Annotated in this window: 27 protein-coding genes; 15 read left to right on the top strand and 12 right to left on the bottom strand. The window is 56.9% G+C overall.

The window, feature by feature from the left end; genetic code table 11:
* The first annotated feature begins 10 nt into the window (after nt 1–10).
* The 6 genes from agaW (at nt 11) to USG84_RS16505 (ending at nt 6,326) form a co-directional block, all read left to right on the top strand.
* Entirely contained in the window at nt 11–790 is a 780-nt protein-coding gene (gene agaW / locus USG84_RS16530) for a PTS N-acetylgalactosamine transporter subunit IIC (RefSeq protein WP_061096975.1), read from the top strand.
* Nucleotides 780–1,658, top strand: a complete 879-nt coding sequence (gene agaE / locus USG84_RS16525; protein ID WP_253543339.1) for a PTS N-acetylgalactosamine transporter subunit IID — start codon at nt 780–782, stop codon at nt 1,656–1,658. The genes agaW and agaE overlap by 11 nt, the downstream gene beginning before the upstream one ends.
* A 16-nt stretch (nt 1,659–1,674) precedes the next feature.
* Complete coding sequence (gene agaF / locus USG84_RS16520; RefSeq protein WP_061096973.1) at nt 1,675–2,109, top strand: PTS galactosamine/N-acetylgalactosamine transporter subunit IIA; 435 nt, start codon at nt 1,675–1,677, stop codon at nt 2,107–2,109.
* A gap of 277 nt (nt 2,110–2,386) precedes the next feature.
* Nucleotides 2,387–3,532, top strand: coding sequence for an SIS domain-containing protein (locus tag USG84_RS16515; RefSeq protein WP_320738377.1), 1,146 nt, complete (start codon nt 2,387–2,389; stop codon nt 3,530–3,532).
* 12 nt (nt 3,533–3,544) lie between these two features.
* Entirely contained in the window at nt 3,545–4,417 is an 873-nt protein-coding gene (gene kbaY, locus USG84_RS16510) for a tagatose-bisphosphate aldolase subunit KbaY (RefSeq protein WP_253543340.1), read from the top strand.
* Between the two features lie 19 nt (nt 4,418–4,436).
* Nucleotides 4,437–6,326 (top strand): enterotoxin, encoded by a 1,890-nt coding sequence (locus tag USG84_RS16505; RefSeq protein ID WP_253543341.1) that lies wholly within the window; start codon nt 4,437–4,439, stop codon nt 6,324–6,326.
* A gap of 19 nt (nt 6,327–6,345) precedes the next feature.
* On the opposite strand, the gene USG84_RS16500 is transcribed toward USG84_RS16505, so the two are convergent.
* Both USG84_RS16500 and rsmI read right to left on the bottom strand, forming a co-directional pair.
* Complete coding sequence (locus USG84_RS16500; RefSeq protein ID WP_151412475.1) at nt 6,346–7,326, bottom strand: Fic family protein; 981 nt, start codon at nt 7,324–7,326, stop codon at nt 6,346–6,348.
* A 5-nt stretch (nt 7,327–7,331) separates the two neighbouring features.
* A complete protein-coding gene (gene rsmI, locus USG84_RS16495; RefSeq protein ID WP_151412474.1) occupies nt 7,332–8,195 on the bottom strand; it encodes a 16S rRNA (cytidine(1402)-2'-O)-methyltransferase in 864 nt (287 codons plus the stop codon).
* Between the two features lie 61 nt (nt 8,196–8,256).
* Between rsmI and USG84_RS16490 the strand changes: the two genes are divergently transcribed.
* From USG84_RS16490 to dolP, 4 genes are read left to right on the top strand one after another with little or no spacing between them, the layout of a single operon-like run.
* On the top strand, nt 8,257–10,404 hold the full coding sequence (locus tag USG84_RS16490; protein WP_253543342.1) for a penicillin-binding protein activator: 2,148 nt from the start codon (nt 8,257–8,259) through the stop codon (nt 10,402–10,404).
* Complete coding sequence (locus tag USG84_RS16485) at nt 10,362–10,757, top strand: YraN family protein (RefSeq protein ID WP_028014533.1); 396 nt, start codon at nt 10,362–10,364, stop codon at nt 10,755–10,757. The genes USG84_RS16490 and USG84_RS16485 overlap by 43 nt, the downstream gene beginning before the upstream one ends.
* A gap of 21 nt (nt 10,758–10,778) precedes the next feature.
* Nucleotides 10,779–11,369, top strand: coding sequence for a DnaA initiator-associating protein DiaA (diaA, locus tag USG84_RS16480; protein ID WP_003861754.1), 591 nt, complete (start codon nt 10,779–10,781; stop codon nt 11,367–11,369).
* Nucleotides 11,370–11,378: 9 nt separating this feature from the next.
* The gene (gene dolP, locus USG84_RS16475; RefSeq protein WP_028014534.1) at nt 11,379–11,954 is read left to right on the top strand and encodes a division/outer membrane stress-associated lipid-binding lipoprotein; all 576 of its coding nucleotides are present in this window, start codon (nt 11,379–11,381) and stop codon (nt 11,952–11,954) included.
* A 49-nt stretch (nt 11,955–12,003) separates the two neighbouring features.
* Here the strand turns inward: dolP and USG84_RS16470 are convergent, their stop codons facing one another.
* The gene (locus tag USG84_RS16470; RefSeq protein ID WP_151412473.1) at nt 12,004–13,041 is read right to left on the bottom strand and encodes a permease; all 1,038 of its coding nucleotides are present in this window, start codon (nt 13,039–13,041) and stop codon (nt 12,004–12,006) included.
* Nucleotides 13,042–13,081: 40 nt separating this feature from the next.
* Entirely contained in the window at nt 13,082–13,726 is a 645-nt protein-coding gene (locus tag USG84_RS16465; protein WP_151412472.1) for an NAD(P)H-binding protein, read from the bottom strand.
* Nucleotides 13,727–13,854: 128 nt separating this feature from the next.
* Between USG84_RS16465 and USG84_RS16460 the strand changes: the two genes are divergently transcribed.
* On the top strand, nt 13,855–14,373 hold the full coding sequence (locus tag USG84_RS16460) for a type 1 glutamine amidotransferase domain-containing protein (RefSeq protein ID WP_061096966.1): 519 nt from the start codon (nt 13,855–13,857) through the stop codon (nt 14,371–14,373).
* Here USG84_RS16460 and USG84_RS16455 read toward each other — a convergent pair.
* The gene (locus tag USG84_RS16455) at nt 14,353–14,787 is read right to left on the bottom strand and encodes a YhbP family protein (protein WP_061096965.1); all 435 of its coding nucleotides are present in this window, start codon (nt 14,785–14,787) and stop codon (nt 14,353–14,355) included. The genes USG84_RS16460 and USG84_RS16455 overlap by 21 nt on opposite strands.
* A gap of 14 nt (nt 14,788–14,801) precedes the next feature.
* On the opposite strand from USG84_RS16455, the gene USG84_RS16450 reads away from it, so the two are divergent.
* The gene (locus USG84_RS16450) at nt 14,802–15,131 is read left to right on the top strand and encodes a GIY-YIG nuclease family protein (RefSeq protein WP_045260079.1); all 330 of its coding nucleotides are present in this window, start codon (nt 14,802–14,804) and stop codon (nt 15,129–15,131) included.
* On the opposite strand, the gene USG84_RS16445 is transcribed toward USG84_RS16450, so the two are convergent.
* Both USG84_RS16445 and ubiT read right to left on the bottom strand, forming a co-directional pair.
* Nucleotides 15,118–15,621, bottom strand: coding sequence for a GNAT family N-acetyltransferase (locus USG84_RS16445; protein ID WP_041907900.1), 504 nt, complete (start codon nt 15,619–15,621; stop codon nt 15,118–15,120). The genes USG84_RS16450 and USG84_RS16445 overlap by 14 nt on opposite strands.
* Nucleotides 15,615–16,139 carry a ubiquinone anaerobic biosynthesis accessory factor UbiT gene (gene ubiT / locus USG84_RS16440; RefSeq protein WP_151412471.1) on the bottom strand — a complete coding sequence of 175 codons (525 nt, stop codon included), beginning with the start codon at nt 16,137–16,139 and terminating at the stop codon, nt 15,615–15,617. Before ubiT ends, USG84_RS16445 begins: the two co-directional genes overlap by 7 nt.
* A gap of 211 nt (nt 16,140–16,350) precedes the next feature.
* On the opposite strand from ubiT, the gene ubiU reads away from it, so the two are divergent.
* The 3 genes from ubiU (at nt 16,351) to USG84_RS16425 (ending at nt 19,312) form a co-directional block, all read left to right on the top strand.
* On the top strand, nt 16,351–17,346 hold the full coding sequence (ubiU, locus tag USG84_RS16435) for a ubiquinone anaerobic biosynthesis protein UbiU (RefSeq protein WP_014885366.1): 996 nt from the start codon (nt 16,351–16,353) through the stop codon (nt 17,344–17,346).
* A gap of 7 nt (nt 17,347–17,353) precedes the next feature.
* Nucleotides 17,354–18,232, top strand: a complete 879-nt coding sequence (locus USG84_RS16430; RefSeq protein WP_151412470.1) for a U32 family peptidase — start codon at nt 17,354–17,356, stop codon at nt 18,230–18,232.
* A 78-nt stretch (nt 18,233–18,310) separates the two neighbouring features.
* A complete protein-coding gene (locus tag USG84_RS16425; protein WP_320738376.1) occupies nt 18,311–19,312 on the top strand; it encodes a luciferase-like monooxygenase in 1,002 nt (333 codons plus the stop codon).
* 58 nt (nt 19,313–19,370) lie between these two features.
* On the opposite strand, the gene mtr is transcribed toward USG84_RS16425, so the two are convergent.
* From mtr to pnp, 5 genes are all read right to left on the bottom strand, one after another.
* A complete protein-coding gene (mtr, locus tag USG84_RS16420) occupies nt 19,371–20,615 on the bottom strand; it encodes a tryptophan permease (RefSeq protein WP_061096960.1) in 1,245 nt (414 codons plus the stop codon).
* 142 nt (nt 20,616–20,757) lie between these two features.
* Nucleotides 20,758–22,653, bottom strand: coding sequence for a DEAD/DEAH family ATP-dependent RNA helicase (locus tag USG84_RS16415; RefSeq protein WP_151412469.1), 1,896 nt, complete (start codon nt 22,651–22,653; stop codon nt 20,758–20,760).
* Nucleotides 22,646–22,726, bottom strand: a complete 81-nt coding sequence (gene yrbN, locus USG84_RS24070) for a protein YrbN (protein WP_100122156.1) — start codon at nt 22,724–22,726, stop codon at nt 22,646–22,648. The genes USG84_RS16415 and yrbN overlap by 8 nt, the downstream gene beginning before the upstream one ends.
* A gap of 107 nt (nt 22,727–22,833) precedes the next feature.
* Nucleotides 22,834–23,718: a lipoprotein NlpI gene (gene nlpI / locus USG84_RS16410; protein WP_061096959.1), complete on the bottom strand. Its 885-nt coding sequence runs from the start codon at nt 23,716–23,718 to the stop codon at nt 22,834–22,836.
* Nucleotides 23,719–23,827: 109 nt separating this feature from the next.
* On the bottom strand, nt 23,828–25,960 hold the full coding sequence (pnp, locus tag USG84_RS16405) for a polyribonucleotide nucleotidyltransferase (protein ID WP_061096958.1): 2,133 nt from the start codon (nt 25,958–25,960) through the stop codon (nt 23,828–23,830).
* Nucleotides 25,961–26,186 lie beyond the last annotated feature (226 nt).

Genomic DNA, 26,186 nt, shown 5'->3' with positions numbered 1-26,186 from the left:
GGGATTCACAATGGAAATCAGTCTGTTGCAGGCATTCGCACTGGGGCTTCTTGCCTTTATCGCGGGCCTGGATATGTTTAACGGCTTAACACACATGCACCGCCCGGTGGTCCTTGGCCCACTGGTCGGCCTGATTCTGGGCGATCTGCATACCGGGATCCTGACCGGCGGTACGTTAGAGCTGGTCTGGATGGGTCTGGCGCCGCTTGCGGGCGCGCAGCCGCCAAACGTCATTATCGGCACTATCGTCGGCACCACGTTTGCCATCACCACGGGCGTGAAGCCGGATGTCGCCGTTGGGGTCGCCGTACCGTTTGCCGTGGCGGTTCAGATGGGCATTACGTTCCTCTTCTCCGTAATGTCCGGCGTGATGTCCCGCTGCGATCGCATGGCGGCCAATGCGGACACTAACGGCATTGAGCGGGTTAACTATCTCGCCCTGCTGGCGCTGGGTATCTTCTACTTCCTGTGTGCCTTCCTGCCGATTTACTTTGGTGCGGAACACGCGAAAACCGCCATTGATGTCCTGCCGGAACGTCTGATAGACGGCCTTGGCGTCGCGGGCGGCATCATGCCAGCCATCGGCTTCGCCGTGCTGCTGAAGATCATGATGAAAAACGTCTACATCCCTTATTTCATTATCGGTTTTGTCGCTGCCGCCTGGCTGAAGCTTCCGGTGCTGGCGATTGCGGCGGCCGCGCTGGCGATGGCGCTGATCGACCTGATGCGTAAACCACCTGAACCGGCGGCTCCCGCGGCCCAGAAAGAGGAATTCGAAGATGGCATCTAACCAAACTACCCTGCCGGGCGTCTCTGAAAATGAAGAGACCCTGCTCACCGGCGTGAATGAAAACGTCTATGAAGACCAGACCATTGGCACGGAGCTGACGAAGAAAGACATTAACCGCGTGGCGTGGCGCTCCATGCTGTTACAGGCGTCGTTCAACTACGAGCGTATGCAGGCCTCCGGCTGGCTGTACGGGCTACTGCCCGCGCTGAAAAAGATCCACACCAATAAGCGTGACCTGGCCCGCGCCATGAAAGGCCACATGGGGTTCTTTAATACTCACCCGTTTCTGGTGACCTTTGTTATCGGCATTATCCTGGCAATGGAGCGTTCCAAGCAGGATGTAAACAGCATTCAGAGCACCAAAATTGCGGTCGGCGCACCGCTCGGCGGCATCGGCGACGCCATGTTCTGGCTGACCCTGCTGCCCATCTGCGGCGGTATTGGTGCCAGCCTGGCGCTGCAGGGTTCTATTCTGGGCGCCGTGGTCTTTATCGTCCTGTTTAACGTGGTGCATCTTGGCCTGCGCTTTGGTCTGGCGCACTACGCTTACCGGATGGGCGTTGCGGCCATTCCGCTGATAAAGGCCAACACCAAAAAGGTCGGCCATGCTGCGTCCATTGTGGGGATGACGGTGATCGGCGCGCTGGTAGCCACCTACGTGCGCCTGAACACCACGCTCGAAATAAAAGCCGGAGATGCGGTCGTTAAGCTGCAAACCGACGTGATCGACAAGCTGATGCCCGCCTTTTTACCGCTCGTTTACACCCTGTTCATGTTCTGGCTGGTGCGCCGCGGCTGGAGCCCGCTGCGCCTGATTGGCATTACCGTGGTGCTGGGCGTTGTCGGTAAATTCTGTCACTTCCTGTAAAAGCAAAGAGGTTGCGATGTTAGGCATTATTTTGACGGGGCACGGCGGCTTTGCCAGCGGGCTTGAACAGGCGATGAGGCAGATCCTTGGCGAGCAGCCGCAGTTTATCGCCATCGATTTTCCGGAAACCTCCACCACTGCCAGGCTGACCGCTCAGCTTGCGCAGGCGGTGAGTGAGCTGGATCCAGAGCAGGATATTATTTTTCTCACCGATCTTCTCGGCGGCACGCCGTTTCGCGTGGCCTCGACGCTCGCGATGCAAAAACCGGGTAGCGAAGTGATTACCGGCACCAACCTGCAGCTTTTGCTGGAAATGGTGCTGGAACGTGACGGGTTAAGCAGCGAAGCGTTTCGTCTGCAGGCGCTGGCGTGCGGCCACCGCGGCCTGACCAGCCTGGTGGATGAGCTTGGTCGCTGTCGCGAGGAAGCCCCCGCAGAGGAAGGGATTTGATCCGGCTACTTTCCAAATGCTCACCTTTGTAATCTTACATTGTGTGTCCTGGCGGCCTTACGGCATCAGATCGTAAGGCCTTTCTTTTCCTTTCCTTAGCTTTACCCTTTCCTTTCACGATCACACTTTTCGTTTTATTTCCTTTATTTTGTTGAACTTTCGATTTCTTTTCTATAGATTTTATTTAACAGCTAATGTGAAAAAGTGAAACGAAACGAAAGATAGCGACACGTATGCCAGCGTCTGATGTGGAATTCACACGACTAAGGACTGAGTTATGCAACAAACCACCGCCGCCACAACCGGCACCTGGACCGAAAAAGAGATCCGCCAGCAGCCAGCCAGCTGGATCCGCTCACTCAACAACATCGATAATCTGCGCACCTCGATTGACGGTTTCCTCACGCCGCTGCTGCGTAAGCGCGATCTGCGGATCGTCCTCACCGGCGCGGGCACCTCCGCGTTTATTGGCGAGATAATTGCCCCCTGGCTTGCGAGCCACACCGGGAAAAACGTCTCCGCTATACCGACAACCGATCTGGTCACCAACCCGATGGATTACTTCAGCCCGGCACACCCGCTGCTGCTGGTCTCTTTTGCCCGCTCCGGCAATAGCCCGGAGAGCGTCGCCGCCGTTGAGCTGGCGAACCGGTTCGTGCCGGAGTGCTACCACCTGTCGATCACCTGCAACGAGGCGGGAAGCCTGTACCAGAACGCCGTAGAGAGCGATAACGCCTTTGCCCTGCTGATGCCAGCCGAAACGCACGATCGCGGGTTCGTGATGACCAGCAGCATTACCACCATGATGGCAAGCTGTCTGGCCGTATTCGCACCAGAGACGATCGGCAGCCAAAACTTTCGGGACGTCGCCGATTGCTGCCAGGCGATCCTCACGTCGCTTGGGGATTTCAGCCAGGGCGTCTTTGGTAGCGAACCGTGGAAACGCGTTGTGTATCTGGGAAGCGGCGGTCTGCAGGGCGCGGCGCGCGAGTCTGCACTGAAGGTGCTGGAGCTAACGGCGGGCAAGCTGGCGGCGTTCTACGATTCGCCAACGGGCTTTCGTCACGGGCCTAAGTCACTGGTGGATAACGAAACGCTGGTGGTGGTGTTTATCTCCAGCCATCCGTATACGCGTCAGTACGATCTGGACCTGCTGGCCGAACTGCGCCGCGATCGTCAGGCCATGCGCGTGGTCGCCATCGCCGCCGAAAACGATCCGGCCATTGAAGCAGGGCCGCATATCCTGCTGCCGCCTTCCCGTCCGTTCAACGATATGGAGCAAGCGTTCTGCTTCCTGATCTACGCCCAGGTCTTTGCACTGACCCAGTCTCTGCATGTTGGCAACACGCCGGACACGCCATCCGCCAGCGGAACGGTCAACCGCGTGGTACAGGGCGTGGTTATTCATCCGTGGCAGGCTTAAGAGGATCGCATTATGAGTATTATTTCGACCAAATATCTTCTTCAGGACGCGCAGGCAAAGGGCTATGCCGTTCCGGCCTTTAACATCCATAACGCCGAGACGATCCAGGCGATCCTTGAAGTGTGCAGCGAAATGCGATCGCCGGTGATCCTCGCAGGCACACCGGGTACTTTTAAACATATTGCGCTGGAGGAGATCTACGCCCTGTGCAGCGCGTACTCTCTCAGCTACGACATGCCGCTGGCGCTGCATCTCGATCATCACGAATCGCTGGATGACATTCGTCGCAAGGTACATGCCGGCGTACGCAGCGCAATGATCGACGGTAGCCACTATCCCTTTGAACAAAACGTGAAGCTGGTGAAATCGGTGGTCGATTTTTGCCACCTCAACGACTGTAGCGTTGAGGCGGAACTGGGGCGTCTGGGCGGCGTGGAAGATGACATGAGCGTCGACGCCGAAAGCGCATTCCTGACCGACCCACAGGAGGCGAAACGCTTCGTTGAACTGACCGGCGTGGACAGCCTCGCCGTCGCCGTCGGCACCGCGCACGGCCTCTATACCAAACGCCCCAAAATTGACTTCCAGCGGCTGGCTGAGATCCGCAAGGTGGTAGCGGTTCCGCTGGTGCTGCACGGTGCGAGCGACGTTCCGGATGATGATGTGCGCCGCACTATTGAACTGGGCGTGTGCAAAGTTAACGTCGCAACCGAGTTGAAAATCGCCTTCTCTGATGCGGTCAAAGCCTGGTTTGCCGAGAACCCGCAGGGCAACGATCCGCGCTTCTACATGCGCGTCGGGATGGACGCAATGAAAGAGGTGGTCCGAAGCAAGATCGCCGTTTGCGGCTCGGCGAACCGTCTGCGTCTTCCGGCAGAAGCATAACGAAAAGGATCTTACCCTGATGAAAAAAGTGCTCACTCTCTCAATACTTGCCCTGTGCGTTTCCCATAGCGCGATGGCTGCGAACTACACGCTCACTAATGACAAGATTGCCCTGTCCTTTGATGACGCCAATTCAACGGTAGTGGTAACTGATAAAAGGGCCAACCACCCCATCACCCCGCAGGAACTGTTCTTTCTGACGCTGCCTGACGAAACCAAAATCCACACCGCTGATTTCAAAATCAAGCACGTCGAAAAGCAGGACGGCGCCATTATCATCGACTTTACCCATCCGGATTTTAACGTGACGGTGAAGCTCAACCTGGTGAAGGATAATTACGCCAGCATCGATTACACCCTCGCGGCGGTAGGCCAGCCGCGTGACGTGGCGAAAATCACCTTCTTCCCGACGAAAAAGCAGACGCAGGCACCTTACGTTGACGGGGCAATCAACAGCTCGCCGATTGTCGCGGACTCGTTCTTTATTCTCCCGGACAAGCCCATCGTTAACACCTACGCCTATGAAGCGACGACCAACCTTAACGTGGAGCTGAAAACGCCAATTCAGCCCGCTACGCCGGTCAGCTATACCACGTATTTCGGCACCTTCCCGGAAACCAGCCAGCTGCGCCGCAGCGTAAACCAGTTTATTAATGCCGTGCGTCCGCGTCCGTATAAGCCTTACCTGCACTACAACAGCTGGATGGATATTGGCTTCTTTACCCCCTATTCCGAACAGGACGTGCTGGGGCGGATGGATGAATGGAATAAGGAATTTATCGCCGGGCGCGGCGTGGCGCTGGACGCCTTCCTGCTCGACGATGGCTGGGACGACCTGACCGGACGCTGGCTGTTTGGCCCGGCTTTCAGCAACGGTTTTGGCAAGGTACGGGAAAAAGCCGACAGCCTGCACAGCTCGGTCGGGCTGTGGCTCTCTCCGTGGGGAGGCTACAACAAACCGCGCGACGTTCGCGTCTCGCATGCAAAAGAGTATGGGTTCGAAACCGTCGACGGGAAGCTGGCGCTGTCAGGGCCGAATTACTTTAAGAACTTCAATGAGCAGATCGTTAAGCTTATCAAAAACGAGCACATTACCTCGTTCAAGCTGGACGGGATGGGTAATGCCAATGCGCATATCCCCGGCAGCCCGTTCGCCTCGGATTTTGACGCCTCCATCGCTCTGCTGCATAACATGCGCAGCGCCAACCCGAATCTGTTTATCAACCTGACGACCGGCACCAACGCCAGTCCGTCCTGGCTGTTCTACGCGGATTCCATCTGGCGTCAGGGTGATGACATCAACCTGTTCGGCCCCGGCACGCCGGTGCAGCAGTGGATGACCTACCGCGATGCCGAAACGTACCGCTCCATCGTGCGAAAAGGCCCGTTGTTCCCGCTGAACTCGCTGATGTATCACGGCATCGTCAGCGCGGAGAACGCCTATTACGGACTGGAGAAGGTGCAAACGGACAGCGATTTTGCCGATCAGGTCTGGAGCTACTTCGCCACCGGTACCCAGTTGCAGGAGCTGTATATCACCCCTTCAATGCTGAACAAGGCGAAGTGGGATACGCTGGCGCAGGCCGCAAAATGGTCGCGGGATAATGCCAGCGTGCTGGTGGATACACACTGGATTGGCGGAGACCCGACGGCGCTGCAGGTTTACGGCTGGGCTTCGTGGAGTAAAGAGAAAGCCATACTCGGCTTGCGTAACCCGTCGGATAAGCCGCAAAGCTACTATCTGGATTTAGCGAAAGAGTTCGAAATCCCCACGGGAGGCGTGGCGCAGTTTAGTCTGAAAGCGGTGTACGGCAATAACTCAACCGTACCGGGGGAGTATAAAAACGCGGTGGTGGTTACGCTACAGCCGCTGGAAACGCTGGTGTTTGAGGCGATGCCGGGGAAATAAAAAATGTTTAGTTGGCAGGTTAAGCCATAACCTGCCAGCTTCCCCCTTTCCTTGCCCCCAGGCGTTTTAATTTACCTTTTGTTTGTAAAGAACGGAGATAACGTTCTGCGGTGCGGGAAGTCACGCCCATTGCAGAGGCCAACATCACCGCAGTCATTTGCGGTTGAACGGTAAGAAGCTCAAGGACAGTGTTTTCCTTTTCCGACAATTCTTCCGACATCTTTTCCGACATGATGGATGTCACATCCATGCCTTCCCGCAAAGCTTCGGCCAAATTTTGCAGCATAAACGCGACGAATGCAGTGCAATCACTGGCCCGATCGCATTGCCCTAAAATCTGGTAATAGCGCGCTTGCTGGAAGTGAATGAGTGTCTCAACGGGCAGCCATGCAAGCTCTGCACGCCACTGGCTTAAGATCAAGGTTTGCCACAGCCGCCCCATGCGGCCATTACCATCCGAAAAGGGATGAATAAACTCAAACTCGTAATGAAATACCGAGCTGGCAATCAGCGGGTGCAGATCGGTTTGCTTAAGCCAGGTAAGAAGATCGTCGATAAGGCGGTTCATCTGCGAGGCTGGCGGAGCCATGTGGACTAACTGGTTTCCACGGTATACCCCTACGTCCCCATTTCTGAGCTTCCCGGGATGATCGACCAGACCGATCATCAATAATCGATGTGCATTGAGTAAGTCATTAAGCTTCCAGGGCTTCCATTCGGGCAATTTCTCATAGGTCAGGATAGCATTGCGTACTTCCTGAATATCTTTTTCGGGTGCAAGCACGCGTTTGCCATCCATGATCGCCGTCACCTGCCCTGTCGTCAGCGAGTTGTGTTCAATGGCTAGCGAGGCCTGAATGGTTCGAATACGGTTCTCTTTACGGAGAAGTGGCGAAGTTCTACCTGAGTGTGCCGCCCAATGCCCCAATAGCTCACCAATCTCAACCACCTGATTGAGGATAAGAGGAGTGATGGTGAAAGGAGGCTGATAGCGGCTCATCTCTGTTACTCCCCCTGCTGCTCCAGCGCATACTTATACAGCGCATTTTTCTTCACGCCGTGTATTTCCGCCGCCAGCGCCGCCGCTTTCTTCAACGGCAGTTCGGCCTGCAGCAGCGCCAGCGTGCGCAGCGCATCGGCAGGCAGGGCATCTTCTTCCGCCTTGTGCCCTTCGACAATCAGTACCATTTCGCCTTTGCGGCGGTTTTCGTCTTCCTTCACCCACGCCAGCAGTTCTCCTACCGGCGCGCCGTGAATAGTTTCCCAGGTTTTGGTCAGCTCGCGCGCCAGCACCACGTAGCGGGATTCGCCCCAGACGGTGACCATATCTTCCAGGCTTTCCAGCAGACGGTGAGTGGATTCGTAGAAGATCAGGGTACGCGGCTCGGCTTCCAGTTCCTTTAACACATCGCGACGGCCTTTGGATTTGGCGGGCAGGAAACCTTCGTAGCAGAAACGATCGGACGGCAGACCCGCCGCGCTCAATGCAGCAATGGCGGCGCACGGCCCCGGCAGCGGCACAACGCGAATACCGGCTTCGCGACAGGTGCGCACCAGATGGTAGCCAGGATCGTTAATCAGCGGCGTCCCAGCGTCAGAGACCAGCGCGATGTTCTGCCCCCCTTTGAGCTTCGCCACCAGCGTTTCGGCTTTTTGTTGCTCATTGTGATCGTGCAGAGCAAACAAACGGGCGTTAATCGCGAAATGTTGCAGCAGTAAACCGGTGTGTCGGGTGTCTTCAGCGGCAATTAAATCAACAGCTTGCAATACGGTCAGCGCACGTTGGGTAATATCAGACAAATTCCCGATAGGAGTAGGTACAATATAAAGCTGGCCTTGAGAATTATCTGCCGTTTCGTGTTGTTTCATTGTTTCGTCCGTATTGCCGATTTAATATTGAGCATTGCGTAAAAAAATCACTGGATACAGTATGGTACCGTTAACGTTTCTTCGAAAAAAAGCCACGCGCAGCGTGCCGCTGCTGCTCGCAGCCCTGATTTTTGCAGGCTGTGGCACCCAGGCACCTGACCAGAGCACCGCCCATCTTCAGGGCTCCGCTCAGGCTGATTCTGGCTTTTATCTGCAACAAATGTCGCAGAGTACAAATGATACCAGGATCAACTGGCAATTACTCGCCATTCGTGCACTGCTGAAAGAGGGCAAAACCCAGCAGGCTGCCGAGCTGTTCGGCCAACTGCCGAAAGAGCTTAACGATACCCAGCATCTTGAGCAGAGCCTGCTCTCTGCCGAGCTGAAGGTCGCGCAGAAAGATTATGATGGCGCGAAAAAGATCCTGGGGAGCATCGACCTGAGCGCGCTGGATAAAAACCAGCAGGCGCGCTTCTGGCAGGCGGGCATTACCGCTGAACAGGGACGCCCTTCCCTGACCCTGCTGCGCGCCTTGATTGCCCAGGAACCGCTGCTCGCCGGTGCCGACAAACAGAAAAACATTGATGCCACCTGGCAGGCGCTTGCCTCGATGACCCAGGATCAGGCAAAGGCGCTGGTCATTAACGCGGACGAAAACGTGCTTCAGGGCTGGCTCGATCTGCAGCAGATGTGGTTTAACAACCGCAGCGATCCAAAGATGCTGAAAGCTGGTATTACCGACTGGCAGACCCGTTACCCGCAGAACCCGGGGGCGAAAATGCTGCCAACCCAGCTGGTAAACGTGCAGAACTTTAAGCCTGCGTCGACCAGCAAAATTGCGCTGCTTCTGCCGCTAAACGGCCAGGCGGCCGTGTTTGGCCGTACGATTCAACAGGGCTTTGAAGCGGCGAAAAACGGCACCACGCCTGTAACGGGCAGTGCGGTACCGGTGCAGGCCGCGCAGGCGGCCAACGTAAACGACGTTGTCAGCCCCTCCGCGGCCGAGACCAGTGACCTGACCACGGCGCAAACCCCGGCGCAGGGCACAATGCAAAACCCGGTTACCGCACCGACTACCCCTCCAGCGACTTCCGCACCGGCAACACAGGCTCCGGCGGAGACACAAGCGATGCCTGCCCCAGAGGCAACGGCAGAACAGGCTCAACAGCAGCCTGCACAACCAGCGTCTCAGCCTGCCGCTCAGCCGCAGGCCGTGGCGACCACCAGCGCGAACCCTGGCGCTGAGCTGAAAATCTACGACACCAGTTCGAAGCCGCTTGACCAGGTGCTGGCGCAGGTTCAGCAGGACGGAGCGAGCATCGTTGTCGGCCCGCTGCTTAAGAACAACGTGGAAGAGCTGATGAAGAGCAACACCACGCTGAACGTGCTGGCGCTCAACCAGCCGGAACAGGTTCAGAACCGGGCCAATATTTGCTACTTCGCACTCTCTCCGGAAGATGAAGCCCGCGATGCGGCGCGTCATATCCACGAGCAGGGTAAACAGGCTCCGCTGCTGCTGATCCCGCGCAGTACGCTGGGCGATCGCGTGGCTAATGCCTTTGCCGACGAGTGGCAGAAGCTGGGCGGCGGCATCGTGCTGCAGCAGAAATTCGGTTCCGTTTCTGAACTGCGTGCGGGCGTTAACGGTGGAGCGGGTATCGCGCTCAGCGGCAGCCCGGTTTCCGCCAGCCTGCCGCAGCAGCAGAGCGTGACCATTGGCGGCCTGACCATCCCTGCCCCGCCTACCGACGCGCAGATAAGCGGCGGTGGTAAAGTGGATGCGGCCTATATCGTTGCCACGCCGCAGGAGATCGCCTTTATTAAACCGATGATTGCGATGCGTAACGGCAGCCAGAGCGGCGCAACGCTCTACGCCAGCTCCCGCAGCGCGCAGGGCACCGCAGGCCCGGATTTCCGTCTGGAAATGGACGGCCTGCAGTACAGCGAAATCCCGATGCTGGCGGGCAGCAACCCGGCGCTGATGCAGCAGGCGCTAAGCTCCGTACGTAACGACTACTCCCTGGCGCGTCTGTATGCGATGGGTGTCGATGCGTGGGCGCTGGCGAACCACTTTACCCAGATGCGTCAGGTGCCGGGCTTTGAGCTTAACGGCAACACCGGCGATCTGACCGCCACTCAGGACTGTGTGATTAACAGGAAGTTATCATGGCTCAAATACCAGCAGGGGCAAATCGTCCCGGCCAGTTAAGCCGTAAAGAGACCGGCGATGCGTGGGAGTTAAAAGCGCGTCGCTGGCTTGAAGGCAAAGGACTGCGCTTTATCGCCGCCAACGTCCGCGGGCGCGGCGGCGAAATTGATCTGATCATGAAAGACGGTCAGGTGATTGTGTTTGTAGAAGTCCGCTTTCGACAGTCTTCCCGTTTTGGCGGTGCTGCCGCCAGCGTGACGCTCGCCAAACAACATAAATTATTACAGACTGCCCACTTGTGGCTTGCCCGCCATAATGGGAGCTTTGATACTGTGGATTGCCGTTTCGATGTGATAGCCTTCACCGGAAATGAGATCGAATGGCTTAAAAACGCTTTTGGCGAAGACGCATAATTAAGATTTAAAAGGGATAACGTGCTCGAAAGAATTAAAGTGTGCTTCACAGAAAGCATCCAGACTCAGATTGCCGCGGCGGAAGCCCTTCCGGACGCGATCTCTCGCGCTGCAATGACGCTGGTGCAATCCCTGCTTAACGGCAACAAAATCCTCTGTTGTGGCAACGGAACCTCAGCCGCCAACGCACAGCATTTTGCTGCCAGCATGATTAACCGTTTTGAAACCGAACGCCCGAGTTTACCTGCCATTGCACTTAATACCGATAATGTGGTCTTAACAGCGATTGCTAACGATCGTCTGCATGACGAAATTTACGCAAAGCAGGTGCGCGCCCTGGGGCATGCCGGCGATGTTCTGCTGGCCATTTCCACGCGCGGCAACAGCCGGGACATCGTCAAAGCCGTTGAAGCCGCCGTTACCCGCGACATGACCATCGTCGCCTTAACCGGCTACGACGGCGGTGAGCTGGCGGGTCTGCTCGGGCCGCAGGATGTGGAAATCCGCATTCCGTCTCACCGTAGCGCACGTATTCAGGAGATGCATATGCTCACGGTAAACTGCTTATGCGATTTGATCGATAACACGCTTTTCCCTCACCAGGATGATTAAGGAGTTTATATGAAGGCTTTATCGACCCTCGCAGTCCTTATGTCTGCATTACTGCTTCAGGGATGTATCGCTGCGGCCGTTGTGGGTACCGCCGCAGTAGGCACCAAAGCGGCGACCGATCCGCGCTCTGTGGGAACGCAGGTGGATGACGGTACGCTGGAGCTGCGGGTCAACAGCGCGCTGTCGAAAGACGAACAAATCAAGAAAGAAGCGCGTATCAACGTAACGGCCTATCAGGGCAAAGTCCTGCTGACGGGTCAGGCACCGAATACCGAGCTCTCCAGCCGCGCGAAGCAGATCGCGATGGGCGTTGAGGGCACCACGGAAGTCTTCAATGAAATCCGTCAGGGTCAGCCAATCAGCCTGGGCACCGCGTCGTCTGACACCTGGATCACCACCAAAGTCCGCTCCCAGCTGCTGGGTTCAGACCAGGTGAAATCCTCCAACGTGAAGGTAACGACCGAAAACGGTGAAGTGTTCCTGCTGGGTCTGGTGACCGACCGTGAAGGGAAAGCGGCGGCGGATATCGCCAGCCGGGTGAGCGGCGTGAAGCACGTCACCACCGCGTTTACCTACATTAAGTAATCCACACCTGACTGAAGGCCCGGTAAGCGCGAGCGCCACCGGGCTTTTTTTACATCAACGCAATACTCCCCACCACCACCCCGCTCAACGCCACCAGCCCCGCCGTCAGCCACAGCGCTTTCGCCGGGAAAGACTTACGCAGCATGATGAGCGACGGCAGGCTGATTGCCGGCAAGGTGATAAGCAGCGCCAGCGCCGGTGCGGTCCCCATACCGGCCAGCATCATGGTCTGGACAATCGGAATTTCTGCCGCCGTGGGGATCACAAACAGGCAGCCTGCAACGGCCATCGCAATCACCCACATCAGCGTGTTGTCGATCGCCCCATCCGCATGCGGGAAGAGCCAGACGCGCGCCGCGCCCAGAACCAGTACCGCCAGGATATAGACCGGAATGGTGCTCCAGAAAAGCTGCCACAGCGCCTTACCCCAGCGAGTGAAGAAACCGCCCTGCGGTTCGCTGACGTCCAGTTCAACGGCTGCGGGTTCGACGGCAGTATCCTTCACCAGTTTTTGTACCAGCGTCGCCACCACCAGCACCGTCAGCAGCCCGGCAACCAGACGGATAGCGGCAAAATGCCAGCCGAGCACAAAGCCCATAAACACCAGCGTCGCCGGGTTGAGCAGCGGGTTCCCCATCCAGAACGCCAGCGCGCCGCCCATGGATACGCGCTGGCGGCGCATGCCCGCCGCAACCGGTGCGGCGCAGCAGGAGCACATCATGCCCGGCAGAGAGAAAATCGTCCCCAGCAGCGTGCCCTGAAAGCGCGGCTGCCCGAGTGTTTTCACCAGCCAGTTTCGCGGAATAAGCACCTGAATCAGCGATCCCAGGATCACCCCTAAGACGGCAGCTTTCCACACCGCCAGGAAGTAGACCATGGCGTAATCCCACGCTGCCTTCAGCGGGCTGGCATCAGCCTGAGCGAGAATAGATTTACCGATGCTGTGCGTTTCGGCGGCGGTGAAGGCTTTGCCGTAGTACGGCTGCCATTTCACATACCAGAGGCCAATGATGACCACGAGAAAGAAGAGTGCGGGCTTCCACCATTGGACAGGTGTTGCCGCCTGAGATGAAGACTGACCAGTCATACCATTCCCCGGAGAGTGTTATTTAATAAGCCGGAGAAGTTTACGCCTCGCCCTGCGCGATTTCACGCAGTTTTGCCGAAGGGATGATATTGACGCCCTCCTGCGACGGTGCCAGCGCCTCTTTCAGCATCGCCTGCGCAACGTCCCGCGCCTCAATGGACTTCCAGTTACCCGGTAGGATGCGAAACAGCGGGGCGAAGAAGGATTCGTTAAAACGCCGTTCGTCGCGGTGCCCCATCAGCATGGAAGGCCGCACGATTGTCAGACGCTCCCACTTCTGGGCAATCAGCGCCTCTTCCATTTTGCCCTTCACCTGATTGTAAAAAAACGGTGAGCCGGTGCTGGCGCCGTGCGAGCTGACCACCAGGAAATGTTTTGCCCCCAGCTTTTTCGCCGTCAGGGCGGTATCCACCACCAGCGTGTAGTCCGCATGAACAAAGGCTTCTTTACTGCCCGCCTCACGCCGCGTCGTGCCCAGACAGCAAAAGGCGATATCTATCGGGTCTTGCACCTGCGCCAGCGCGTCGGTGAGTTGTGGATCGTGCGGGTTAAAGACGCCGGAGATGTCCAACAGCGGGCGACGCGTCGGTGCAGCGATGAAGTTAATATGGCGATCCTGGATCAGCAGCCGCAGCAGATGCCCGCCCACCAGCCCGGTTGCGCCTGTAATCAGTACCTGACTCATCTTATCCCCTTTACAGAATTGTCCGTTTGCGAACTCAGCGTGGTCGACCACACTTAGAAGTCTGTTACAGGTAAGTATTTACCACAAGCGGAGAAAAATCAGTCTGAAGCCAAAACAACGGAGGAAGCATGGGCAAGAAAATCGCAGTCTTGATTACCGACGAGTTTGAAGATTCAGAATTCACCTCTCCTGCAGAGGCGTTCCGCAAGGCGGGACACGAGGTTATCACCATTGAGAAAGAAGCGGGCAAAACGGTGAAAGGCCATAAGGGCGAAGCCAGCGTGACCATCGACGAAACCATCGATAACGTTAGCCCGTCTGATTTCGACGCCCTGCTGCTGCCAGGCGGCCATTCACCGGATTCCCTGCGCGGGGACGAGCGCTTCGTGACCTTTACCCGTGACTTTGTCGGCACCGGCAAGCCGGTCTTTGCCATCTGCCACGGCCCGCAGCTGCTGATCAGCGCCGAAGTGGTCCGCGGGCGTAAGCTTACGGCGGTGAAACCGATCGTTATCGATCTGAAAAACGCAGGCGCCGAGTTTTACGATCAGGAGGTGGTCAACGACAACGACCAGCTGATCACCAGCCGGACCCCGGACGATCTCCCGGCGTTTAACCGCGAGGCGCTACGCCTGCTCGGCGCGTAGCCAGTGAAGCTTCTTGCCGAAGCCCAGGGTGTTGTCGGTAAATTTCAGCTCATCGAGGCGGATTTCCCACACCGGGGCTTTTAGCGCAGCGGCAACCGGGAAGCGGCGCGTGTAGCGTTTACGCTGCGCGTCGCTTTCCTCCCCTTCCAGACGACGAATCTCACCCTTGAACTGCACGCCGCGGATCAGCGCGACCGTTTTCGGCTGGCCGTTTACCGTGCCCGCCACCTTTGCCTGCTGGCCGGTCATCTGTGCATGCCGCGTTTTGTCCTCGCTCATCACATAAAAAGCGACGCGCTCAGGGTCGTAGTAGTAAAAGGCGTTGGCGCACCACATTTCGCCCTCGCGATATACGCACCAGGTCACGACATGCTGCTTCGCCAGCCAGCGGTTAATGGCGGCCAGTGTTTCCATTTTCGTTCTCTCTCATGCTATGGTGCGTTCACCTTAACATACTGAATCTGTTTACCGTGTGCTGGTTTCTCTATCTTGTCCGAACCGCTGATAACGCACTCTACACCGGGATCACCACCGATGTGGCGCGGCGTTTTTTACAACACCAAACGGGGAAAGGGGCAAAAGCGCTGCGGGGGAAAGGCGAACTGCAGCTGGCTTTTTCTGCCGCCGTGGGGGACAGATCGCTGGCGCTCAGGCTGGAATACCGCATCAAGCAGCTGACGAAGCGCCAGAAAGAGCGCCTCGTGACCGGAGACGGCTCCTTTGAGGCGCTACGCGAGAGCCTGATTAAAAGCGATTGAAATGATCGTGGTAGTCCACCAGACCATTTACGCCGTTCAGGGCATCATCCGCCAGGCGATGCACCTGGAAGGCGGATTCGGTACCCGGCCAGCGGCAGCGCAGATCGTAATGGGCGGCCTGCTCGAAGCCTAAACGGCCATAGAACGCCGGGTCGCCCAGCGTGACCACGGCGGCATAGCCAAACTCATTCAGCGAGTCCAGTCCTTCATAGACCAGCTGGCGCGCCAGGCCCTGCCCGCGGTAGTTTTCATCCACCGCCAGCGGTGCCATGCCCACCCACTGAAGATCTTCACCCTGAACGATCACCGGGCTGAAGGCGACATAGCCGACAACCTGACCTTCGTCATCGGTGGCAACCAGCCCCAGCGTGATCAGGCCGTCTTCACGGAGATCGTGGACCAGTTGGGCTTCCGCGTCGCTCTCAAAAGAGCGGCGTAATAACGCATCGATACCCGGTGCATCAATCCCTATTTCGACTCGAATCAGCATGGCTCACCTACTGAAGTGTGTTTACTGTCCGGCGGGGATTTCAGCCCCGCCTCAACGAAATCTGCCATTTGCATTAACATCACGCGCAGCGCTTTCGGCATCTGCTCCAGCTCAATGGCATCCATTAAATTCTTAACGTACAGGCCAAGCTCCGTGTCGCCCTCAATCACCAGACGTCGCTGGAAGAAGAGCGTATCCGGATCCTGCTTGCGCGCGGCAATCATCAGCAGGTCGCTGGCGCTGGCGCTAAAGCTCACGTCCGCCTCGGCGGACTCACGAACGATCAGTTGGTCGTTCTCAACCGAAGTAAACCAGCGTAGCCCGATGTCACGTACCTCAATGCTCAGCCAGCGGCCTTCAAGAAACTCCAGTTCACCGTCCTGCAGCGCCTGACGGAACTGCCAGCTCAGGAGCTGCTCCAGCACCTGGCGTTTAAGCGCGAACGGCGCCAGCCTGACCGGCACGCTCAGCATTGATGGACCGAATTGTACGAGACGTGAACGCAGTTTATCCAGCACGAGCTTTACTCCCTGATAGCTATAGTCCCGCTATTTTGCCACATCCATTCCAGAACATAGCGGCGTAAATCAACAAACCGTCGTCCGATGTACCTCATTATTGGTGCCATCAATACGCCATTAGCTGCCTTAAATCAAAAATTGTCGCGTATGGGTTAATTAAAATCCCAGCTCGTTAACAATTTTGCTATCGACTACATCAGGATAATTTATGGAGCTGCTCTGCCCTGCCGGAAACCTTCCGGCGCTTAAGGCGGCCATCGAAAATGGGGCCGATGCGGTCTATATTGGGCTGAAAGATGACACTAACGCCCGCCATTTCGCTGGCCTCAACTTTACGGAGAAAAAGCTTCAGGAAGCCGTTAACTTCGTTCATCAGCACCGCCGCAAGCTGCATATTGCCATCAACACGTTTGCCCATCCTGACGGCTACGCCCGCTGGCAGCGCGCGGTGGATATGGCAGCACAGCTGGGTGCCGATGCGTTAATCCTGGCCGACCTCGCCATGCTTGAGTATGCGGCAGAACGCTATCCGCATATTGAGCGCCACGTCTCTGTTCAGGCATCTGCCACCAACGAAGAGGCGGTGCGTTTTTACCATCAACACTTTGACGTCGCCCGCGTGGTGCTGCCGCGCGTGCTCTCTATTCATCAGGTTAAGCAACTCGCGCGCGTCACGCCAGTGCCGCTGGAGGTTTTTGCCTTTGGTAGCCTGTGCATCATGGCCGAAGGCCGTTGCTATCTTTCTTCTTACTTAACCGGTGAATCGCCGAATACCGTCGGGGCCTGCTCCCCTGCCCGCTTCGTCCGCTGGCAGCAAACCCCGCAGGGGCTGGAGTCGCGTCTGAATGAAGTGCTGATTGACCGCTATCAGGACGGTGAAAACGCGGGTTATCCGACGCTGTGCAAAGGCCGCTACCTGGTCGACGGCGAGCGCTACCACGCGCTGGAAGAGCCCACCAGCCTTAACACGCTGGAGCTGCTGCCGGAGCTGCTGGCCGCCAATATTGCCTCGGTGAAAATTGAAGGTCGCCAGCGCAGCCCGGCCTACGTGAGCCAGGTGGCGAAAGTGTGGCGTCAGGCCATCGACCGCTGCATGGCGGACCCGCAGAACTATGCCCCGCAAGCGGCGTGGATGGAGACGCTCGGATCGATGTCCGAAGGCACGCAAACCACGCTGGGCGCATATCACCGTAAATGGCAGTGAGATAACCATGAAATATTCATTAGGGCCGGTGCTCTACTACTGGCCAAAAGAGACGCTGGAAGATTTTTACCAACAGGCCGCCACCAGCAGCGCCGATGTGATTTACCTCGGTGAAGCGGTATGCAGCAAACGCCGCGCTACCAAAGTGGGCGACTGGCTGGACATGGCGAAAAGCCTGGCCAGCAGCGGCAAACAGGTTGTGCTGTCAACGCTCGCGCTGGTGCAGGCCTCGTCCGAACTGGGCGAGCTGAAGCGCTACGTCGAAAACGGTGAGTTTCTGCTGGAAGCGAGCGATCTGGGCGTGGTGAACATGTGCGCCGAACGCAGGCTGCCGTTTGTCGCGGGCCATGCGCTGAACTGCTATAACGCCGTGACGCTGCGCCTGCTGCTCAAACAGGGAATGACGCGCTGGTGCATGCCGGTAGAGCTCTCCCGCGACTGGCTGGCAAACCTGCTGAACCAGTGCGACGAGCTGGGCATTCGTCATCAGTTCGAAGTGGAAGTGCTGAGCTATGGCCATCTGCCGCTGGCCTACTCCGCCCGCTGCTTCACCGCGCGCTCGGAGGATCGCCCGAAAGACGAATGCGAAACCTGCTGCATTAAATACCCGAACGGGCGCAGCATGCTGTCGCAGGAAAATCAGCAGGTATTTGTTCTGAACGGTATTCAGACCATGAGCGGCTATGTCTATAACCTCGGTAACGAGCTGGCGTCGATGGACGGGCTGGTGGACATGGTGCGCCTGTCGCCGCTGGATACCAGCGTGTTCGCGATGCTGGACGCCTTCCGCGCCAACGAAAACGGCGCGTCGCCGCTGCCGCTGACGGCAAACAGCGACTGCAACGGTTACTGGAAACGTCTGGCCGGACTGGAACTTCAGGCCTAAAAAAGGCTCACTTTGTTAACAACGGTTATCATTTTTTAATGCAGTATTAAAGATTGACCGTCGACAAAGTGAGCTGTTATGACTGACAAAACCATTCCGTTTTCGGTGCTGGATCTGGCGCCGATCCCACAAGGCTCCTCCGCGCGAGAAGCCTTTTCGCACTCTCTCGATCTGGCTCAGCTGGCCGAAAAGCGTGGCTATCACCGCTACTGGCTGGCCGAACACCACAATATGGTGGGCATCGCCAGCGCTGCGACCTCGGTACTGATTGGCTATCTGGCAGCAAATACCACCACCCTGCACCTGGGCTCCGGTGGCGTAATGCTGCCGAACCACGCCCCGCTGGTGATTGCCGAGCAGTTTGGCACGCTGAATACTCTCTATCCGGGCCGTATTGACCTGGGGCTTGGTCGTGCGCCGGGCAGCGATCAGCCGACCATGCGCGCCCTGCGCCGCCATATGAGCGGCGATATCGACAACTTCCCGCGCGACGTGGCGGAGCTGGTGGACTGGTTCGACGCGCGCGATCCGAACCCGCACGTGCGCCCGGTGCCGGGCTACGGCGAGAAAATTCCGGTGTGGCTTTTAGGCTCAAGCCTTTATAGTGCGCAGCTTGCCGCGCAGCTGGGGCTGTCGTTTGCGTTCGCCTCCCACTTCGCGCCGGATATGCTGCATCAGGCGCTGCACCTCTACCGCACGAACTTCAAACCGTCAGAGCGTCTGGAGAAGCCGTACGCGATGGTGTGTATCAACATCATTGCCGCCGACAGCAACCGCGACGCGGAATTCCTCTTCACCTCCATGCAGCAGGCGTTTGTGAAGCTGCGTCGCGGCGAGACGGGACAGCTTCCGCCGCCGGTAGAGAATATGCATCAGCTGTGGTCCGCCTCCGAGCAATATGGCGTACAGCAGGCGCTGAGCATGTCGCTTGTGGGCGATAAGGCGAAAGTGCGTCACGGGCTGGAAGCGGTGCTGCGTGAAACGCAGGCGGATGAGATTATGGTCAACGGCCAGATTTTCGATCACCAGGCGCGCTTGCACTCGTTTGATTTGGCGATGCAGGTGAAAGAAGAAATGTAGTGCGTTTTGTTGCCCTCACCCCAGCCCTCTCCCACAGGGAGAGGGTGAAAAGAGGTATTTATTGATACACAGGCAACAGATTAAAGCTCGACAGCACGTGAACCACCGCGTTACCCACCCCAAACACCAGGATCAGGGCAATCATCGGCTTTCCGCCCCAGACGCGGAATTTTGGACTGCCGAAGCGTTGACGTGATTTGCGCGCCAGCAGCGCCGGCACAATCGCCGCCCAGATGGTTGCCGCCAGCCCTGCATAGCCGATGGCGTACAGGAAGCCGTTCGGCCACAGCAGACCGCCCACAATCGGCGGCAGGAAGGTCAACAGCGCGGTTTTGAAGCGCCCCATCGCGGAATCATCAAAGCCGAACAGATCCGCCAGGTAGTCAAACAGGCCCAGCGTTACGCCGAGGAAAGAACTCGCCACCGCAAAGTTGGAGAAGACCACCAGCAGCAGATCCAGACTGCGGCTGTTCAGCACGCCGCTCAGGGCCTGCACCAGCACGTCGATGTTACCGCCCTTCTGCGCAATGCCGATAAACTCCGGGCGCGGGATGTTGCCCATCGTCCCCAGCAGCCAAATCACATACAGCCCCAGCGCCAGCAGCGTGCCGTAGACCAGGCATTTCACGATGGTGCGCGGATCCTTGCCGTAGTACTTCATCAGGCTCGGCACGTTACCGTGGTAGCCAAACGACGCCAGGCAGAACGGCAGCGTCATCAGCAGGTACGGGGTGTAGGAGGTGTTCACTTCCGCGACGTTAAACAGCGTGGCGGGCGTGACGTGCCCCAGCAGGCTGCCGAAGGTCAGGAAGAAGGTAATAACCTTAGCGCCCAGCACGATGGCCGTCATGCGGCTCACCGCCTTGGTACTCATCCAGACGATAAACGCCACGCCCAGGGCAAAGCACAGACCCGCCAGACGCGCCGGAACGTTCAGCGACATCTCAGCGAATGTGTGATGCAGAATCGAGCCGCTCGCCGAGATATACGCGTAGGTCAGAATGTAGAGCACAAACGCGATGGAAAGCCCGTTCACCAGGTTCCAGCCTTTGCCCAGCAGATCTTTGGTGATGGTGTCGAAGCTGGAGCCAATGCGGTAGTTCAGGTTTGCTTCAAGGATCATCAGCCCGGAATGGAGCATACAGAACCAGGTAAAGACCAGCGCCGCCAGCGACCAGAAGAACCACGCACCGGACATGACCACGGGCAGGGAGAACATCCCGGCACCTATAATGGTTCCGCCGATGATCACCACGCCGCCAAGCAGCGATGGTGACGTTTGGGTGGTGGTTAGTGTCGCCATACAGCCTTTTCTCCAGTTAATCATGCGGTTCTGCATTTTAGTGTGACGCACTGTACCAGTACAAGAGTACAAAGGGAATAAAAAAAGCCCCGATAGCGTGTATCGGGGCTGTATATTTTACTTTACGTCAGAAGCGTAATGCTTACGCGTCACCGAAACGACGACGGCTGGTGCCTTCTTCACGACGTGGGCCACGGTTTTCACGGCGCTCGCCGGAGAAACGACGACCTTCACCACCGCGACCTTCGCTGCGACCGCCTTCACGTCGCTCGCCGCCGAAACCGCGACCACCGCCACGACGTTCACCGCCGCGGTCAGGACGTGGCTGTGCATCGCCCAGCAGCTGCATGTTCATCGGCTTGTTCAGGATGCGGGTGCGAGTAAAGTGCTGCAGTACTTCGCCCGGCATGCCTTTTGGCAGCTCGATGGTAGAGTGGGATGCGAACAGCTTGATGTTACCGATGTAACGGCTGCTGATGTCGCCTTCGTTAGCAATCGCGCCAACGATGTGACGAACTTCAACACCATCATCACGGCCCACTTCAATGCGGTACAGTTCCATATCGCCCGCGTCACGACGTTCACGACGTGGACGGTCTTCACCACCACGCTCTGGACGATCGCCGCGTGGACCACGATCGTTGCGGTCGCCACGACGTTCGAAACGATCGTCACGGTCACGGAACTCGCGCTTAGGACGCATCGGTGCATCTGGTGGCACGATCAGGCTACGTTCGCCCTGAGCCATTTTCAGCAGTGCTGCTGCCAGGGTTTCCATATCCAGCTCTTCGCCTTCAGCGACAGGCTGAATCTGCGACAGCAGTGCACGGTACTGATCCAGATCGCTGCTTTCCAGCTGCTGCTGTACTTTTGCGGCGAATTTTTCCAGACGGCGTTTGCCCAGCAGGTCTGCGTTTGGCAGGTCCGCTTCTGGAATGGTCAGCTTCATGGTGCGTTCGATGTTGCGCAGCAGACGACGCTCGCGGTTCTCAACGAACAGCAGCGCACGGCCAGCACGACCCGCACGACCGGTACGACCGATACGGTGAACGTAAGACTCGGAGTCCATTGGGATGTCGTAGTTTACAACCAGGCTGATACGCTCAACGTCCAGGCCACGTGCTGCCACGTCGGTTGCAATCAGGATATCCAGACGACCGTCTTTCAGACGCTCCAGCGTCTGCTCACGCAGAGCCTGGTTCATGTCGCCGTTCAGCGCTGCGCTGTTGTAGCCGTTACGCTCCAGCGCTTCAGCCACTTCCAGGGTCGCATTTTTGGTACGCACGAAGATAATCGCCGCATCAAAATCTTCCGCTTCCAGGAAACGGACCAGCGCTTCGTTTTTGCGCATGCCGTACACGGACCAGTAGCTCTGGCTGATGTCCGGGCGAGTGGTCACGCTGGACTGAATACGCACTTCCTGCGGCTCTTTCATGAAGCGGCGGGTAATGCGACGGATCGCTTCTGGCATGGTGGCAGAGAACAGAGCGGTCTGGTGACCTTCCGGGATCTGCGCCATGATGGTTTCTACGTCTTCGATGAAGCCCATACGCAGCATTTCATCTGCTTCATCCAGTACCAGGCCGCTCAGTTTAGAGAGGTGCAGAGTACCGCGCTTCAGGTGATCCAGCAGACGGCCCGGCGTACCGACGACAATCTGTGGGCCCTGGCGCAGGGCGCGTAACTGCACGTCATAACGCTGGCCGCCGTACAGGGCTACCACGTTTACGCCGCGCATATGTTTAGAGAATTCCGTCATTGCTTCAGCAACCTGAACAGCCAGTTCACGGGTTGGAGCCAGGACGAGGATCTGCGGTGCACGCAGGTCCGGATCGATGTTGTTCAGCAGCGGCAGCGAGAACGCTGCAGTTTTACCGCTACCAGTCTGGGCCATGCCCAGCACGTCACGACCAGAGAGCAGATGCGGGATACATTCTGCCTGGATCGGAGATGGTTTTTCGTAACCCAGATCGTTAAGGGCTTCAAGGATAGGAGCCTTCAGGCCCAGATCTGCAAAAGTGGTTTCGAATTCAGCCATGTAGTACGAGTGCCTCAATGTCAATGGCGGCCAGTCTACTTAGCTCATCGTGAAAATGATTAGCAATTTTCATTGAAAAGTGTGAACCGGCTCAAAGTAGGTGTATTGACGAACAACAACGCCCTCACCAGTGAAGGTGATGGCAATCAAAAGATTACGGGCTGATGTTTATGTCGTCAGCTATTGCTGGTCCGATTCTGCCAGGTCGTCTTGCTCCTGGCCCAAGAGCGATAATTCCAACAATGCATAACGGTGCTCAACGAAGTTATGTACGTTGTTAGCAACCGCTAATTTGAACAGTGCCGTAGCGCTGTCCATATCCCCCAGACTTAGGTAGTACTTACCTAAATAGAAGTTGGTTTCACTGAGATGCTCAGCGAGCGAGGTGTTATCCGTTGCGTCCGCCTTGAGGCGTTCCATCAGCGTTGCTTCGCTAATGTTGCCCAGGTAGAACTCGACAATGTTCCATCCCCACTGTTCCTTGTCCGATTTATCGAAGCGCTGTTTCAGGGCTTCTTTTGCCTGCTTCTCATCGAGCTTCCGCTCAACGATGTAAAGCCACAGGCTACGGAAAGGATCATTAGGATCGTCTTGATAAAACGCCAGCAGATCATCTTGCGCTAACTTATCACGACCGCCGTAATACAATGCGATACCGCGATTCAAGTGCGCGTAGTTGTAAGTTGGATCAAGCTCAAGTACAGAATCAAACGCTTCATAGGCAGCATCAAAATTGCCTGCCTGCGTTAAATAAATGCCTAAGTAATTGAATACTTCAGGCATATCAGGTCGGATAGCCAGCGCTTGTGAAAAATCATTTCGCGCTAATGCCCTCAGACCGAGACTATCATACAACACTCCGCGCTCATATAAAAGCTGTGCGCGTTCGTCATCGGTTAAAGCCCGACTGGCAAGTATTTGTTCCATGCGTGCCAGAATCACTTCCTGCTGCAAAGTCGGTTGCAATGGCACTGCGAGGACTTCGCTCTTACGCCAGGCAGAGTTGCTGCATCCTGCCAGCGTTAAAGCTGTCGCAACGAAACACCAGCGCAAAAAAGGCTTCATTTCCCACTCCCGAAGACAACTATTGGATGAACGTCCTGTCCCCCGGCGGCTTAACAAGGCGTCCTGCCTGATAATAAACCCTCCGCCGAAGCGGAGGGCAAATGCTACCTTACTCGCCTTGTTCTGCGGCTGGCGCTTCTGGCGCAGCGGCAGGAGACTGCTCGGTTGCTTCTTTAATGCTCAGACGGATACGGCCCTGGCGATCAACTTCCAGAACTTTAACCGGCACTTCCTGACCCATCTGCAGGTAATCGGTCACTTTCTCAACGCGCTTGTCAGCGATCTGAGAGATGTGAACCAGACCTTCTTTACCGCCACCGATGGCAACGAACGCGCCAAAGTCAACGATACGGGTCACTTTACCCGCGTAGACGCGGCCCACTTCGATTTCAGCAGTGATTTCTTCGATGCGACGGATTGCGAATTTCGCTTTCTCGCCGTCGGTTGCTGCAATCTTCACAGTACCGTCATCTTCGATTTCAATGGTGGTGCCAGTCTCTTCGGTCAGCGCACGGATTACGGAACCGCCCTTGCCGATAACATCTTTGATCTTGTCTGGATTGATCTTGATGGTGTGAATACGCGGAGCGAATTCAGAGATATCACCGCGTGGCGCGTTGATAGCCTGTTCCATCACGCCCAGGATGTGCAGACGCGCACCTTTAGCCTGGTTCAGAGCAACCTGCATGATCTCTTTGGTGATACCTTCAATTTTGATATCCATCTGCAGGGCAGAGATACCGTCGCGGGAACCCGCCACTTTGAAGTCCATATCGCCCAGGTGGTCTTCGTCACCCAGAATGTCAGACAGAACAACGAAGTTGTCGCCTTCTTTCACCAGCCCCATTGCGATACCCGCAACAGCGGCTTTGATCGGCACGCCTGCATCCATCAGCGCCAGAGAAGCACCACATACGGAAGCCATGGAAGAAGAACCGTTAGATTCGGTGATTTCAGAAACCACGCGAACGGTGTACGGGAATTTGTCAGCTTCTGGCATCACTGCCAGCACGCCGCGCTTCGCCAGACGACCGTGACCAATTTCACGACGCTTCGGTGAGCCAACCATACCGGTTTCGCCCACAGAGTACGGAGGGAAGTTGTAGTGGAACAGGAAGTTGTCAGTACGCTCGCCCATCAGTTCGTCGATGATCTGCGCGTCACGTGCGGTACCCAGGGTTGCGGTAACCAGCGCCTGCGTTTCACCACGGGTGAACAGCGCGGAACCGTGAGTACGCGGCAGTACGCCAGTACGCACGTCCAGACCACGGATCATGTCTTTTTCACGGCCATCGATGCGCGGCTCGCCTGCCAGTACTCGGCTACGAACAACGTTTTTCTCGATAGCGTGCAGGATTTCGCTCAGCTCGTTAGCGTCCAGCGTTTCGTCTTCAGCGACCAGGGTGGCGATGGTTTCATCTTTGATCGCGTCAACCTGAGCATAACGCTCCTGTTTGTCGGTGATGCGGTATGCATCGCTCAGACGAGATTCTGCCAGTGCCGCAACGCGTGCGTTCAGCGCGTCGTTTGCCGCTTCTGGCTGCCAGTCCCAACGTGGCTTACCGGCTTCTTTCACCAGGTCGTTGATGTTCTGGATAACAATCTGCTGCTGCTCGTGACCGAACACCACAGCGCCCAGCATCTGGTCTTCGCTCAGCAGTTCAGCTTCGGATTCAACCATCAGCACAGCCGCTTCAGTACCGGCTACAACCAGGTCCAGCTTACTCTCTTTCAGCTCTTCCTGAGTTGGGTTCAGCACGTACTGGTCGTTGATGTAACCGACGCGCGCGGCACCGATTGGGCCATTGAATGGAATACCAGACAGTGACAGGGCAGCGGAAGCACCGATCATCGCAACGATGTCCGGGTTAACCTGTGGGTTAACGGAAACAACGGTCGCAATAACCTGAACTTCGTTAACGAAGCCTTCCGGGAACAGCGGACGAACCGGGCGGTCAATCAGACGCGCGATCAGGGTTTCGCCTTCGCTTGGACGGCCTTCACGACGGAAGAAGCCACCCGGGATTTTACCGGCAGCGTAGGTACGCTCCTGGTAGTTTACGGTCAGCGGGAAGAAGTCCTGACCTGGTTTAGCTTTTTTCTGGCCAACTACGGTAACGAATACCGCGGTGTCATCCATGCTTACCATAACGGCAGCAGTCGCCTGACGTGCCATCATGCCGGTTTCCAGCGTGACGGTATGTTGACCATACTGGAATTTACGAACGATCGGATTCAGCAAAATTCTGTCCTTTCTTAAATGTATGACAGCACACCGCCGGCGTGCTGTCGATTTAACCCGACCTTCTTCGCATCCTCGCGACTAATGACAACCGACACCCCCATGGGTGAAGCCTCTCATTAGCCGCGCGAACCTCTGCAATGAAGATCATTTATAGCAACAATACAATAGTTTCCATTGAATTGCTGCCGTCTGGTTGAAAAAAGGGGCCATCAGGCCCCCTTTT

The organism is Enterobacter sp. 168J2 (assembly GCF_034107265.1).
GTDB classification, from domain to species: domain Bacteria; phylum Pseudomonadota; class Gammaproteobacteria; order Enterobacterales; family Enterobacteriaceae; genus Enterobacter; species Enterobacter nematophilus.
The sequence above is the reverse complement of the archived record's forward strand: the minus strand, read 5'-3'. Positions and strand labels throughout refer to the sequence as shown.

Coding starts and splice junctions, on each gene's coding strand:
- agaW (WP_061096975.1), top strand. CDS start 11: ATGGAAATCAGTCTGTTGCAGGCATTCGCACTGGGGCTTCTTGCCTTT.
- agaE (WP_253543339.1), top strand. CDS start 780: ATGGCATCTAACCAAACTACCCTGCCGGGCGTCTCTGAAAATGAAGAG.
- agaF (WP_061096973.1), top strand. CDS start 1,675: ATGTTAGGCATTATTTTGACGGGGCACGGCGGCTTTGCCAGCGGGCTT.
- USG84_RS16515 (WP_320738377.1), top strand. CDS start 2,387: ATGCAACAAACCACCGCCGCCACAACCGGCACCTGGACCGAAAAAGAG.
- kbaY (WP_253543340.1), top strand. CDS start 3,545: ATGAGTATTATTTCGACCAAATATCTTCTTCAGGACGCGCAGGCAAAG.
- USG84_RS16505 (WP_253543341.1), top strand. CDS start 4,437: ATGAAAAAAGTGCTCACTCTCTCAATACTTGCCCTGTGCGTTTCCCAT.
- USG84_RS16500 (WP_151412475.1), bottom strand. CDS start 7,326: ATGAGCCGCTATCAGCCTCCTTTCACCATCACTCCTCTTATCCTCAAT.
- rsmI (WP_151412474.1), bottom strand. CDS start 8,195: ATGAAACAACACGAAACGGCAGATAATTCTCAAGGCCAGCTTTATATT.
- USG84_RS16490 (WP_253543342.1), top strand. CDS start 8,257: ATGGTACCGTTAACGTTTCTTCGAAAAAAAGCCACGCGCAGCGTGCCG.
- USG84_RS16485 (WP_028014533.1), top strand. CDS start 10,362: ATGGCTCAAATACCAGCAGGGGCAAATCGTCCCGGCCAGTTAAGCCGT.
- dolP (WP_028014534.1), top strand. CDS start 11,379: ATGAAGGCTTTATCGACCCTCGCAGTCCTTATGTCTGCATTACTGCTT.
- USG84_RS16470 (WP_151412473.1), bottom strand. CDS start 13,041: ATGACTGGTCAGTCTTCATCTCAGGCGGCAACACCTGTCCAATGGTGG.
- USG84_RS16465 (WP_151412472.1), bottom strand. CDS start 13,726: ATGAGTCAGGTACTGATTACAGGCGCAACCGGGCTGGTGGGCGGGCAT.
- USG84_RS16460 (WP_061096966.1), top strand. CDS start 13,855: ATGGGCAAGAAAATCGCAGTCTTGATTACCGACGAGTTTGAAGATTCA.
- USG84_RS16455 (WP_061096965.1), bottom strand. CDS start 14,787: ATGGAAACACTGGCCGCCATTAACCGCTGGCTGGCGAAGCAGCATGTC.
- USG84_RS16450 (WP_045260079.1), top strand. CDS start 14,802: ATGCTATGGTGCGTTCACCTTAACATACTGAATCTGTTTACCGTGTGC.
- USG84_RS16445 (WP_041907900.1), bottom strand. CDS start 15,621: ATGCTGATTCGAGTCGAAATAGGGATTGATGCACCGGGTATCGATGCG.
- ubiU (WP_014885366.1), top strand. CDS start 16,351: ATGGAGCTGCTCTGCCCTGCCGGAAACCTTCCGGCGCTTAAGGCGGCC.
- USG84_RS16430 (WP_151412470.1), top strand. CDS start 17,354: ATGAAATATTCATTAGGGCCGGTGCTCTACTACTGGCCAAAAGAGACG.
- USG84_RS16425 (WP_320738376.1), top strand. CDS start 18,311: ATGACTGACAAAACCATTCCGTTTTCGGTGCTGGATCTGGCGCCGATC.
- mtr (WP_061096960.1), bottom strand. CDS start 20,615: ATGGCGACACTAACCACCACCCAAACGTCACCATCGCTGCTTGGCGGC.
- USG84_RS16415 (WP_151412469.1), bottom strand. CDS start 22,653: ATGGCTGAATTCGAAACCACTTTTGCAGATCTGGGCCTGAAGGCTCCT.
- yrbN (WP_100122156.1), bottom strand. CDS start 22,726: ATGAAAATTGCTAATCATTTTCACGATGAGCTAAGTAGACTGGCCGCC.
- nlpI (WP_061096959.1), bottom strand. CDS start 23,718: ATGAAGCCTTTTTTGCGCTGGTGTTTCGTTGCGACAGCTTTAACGCTG.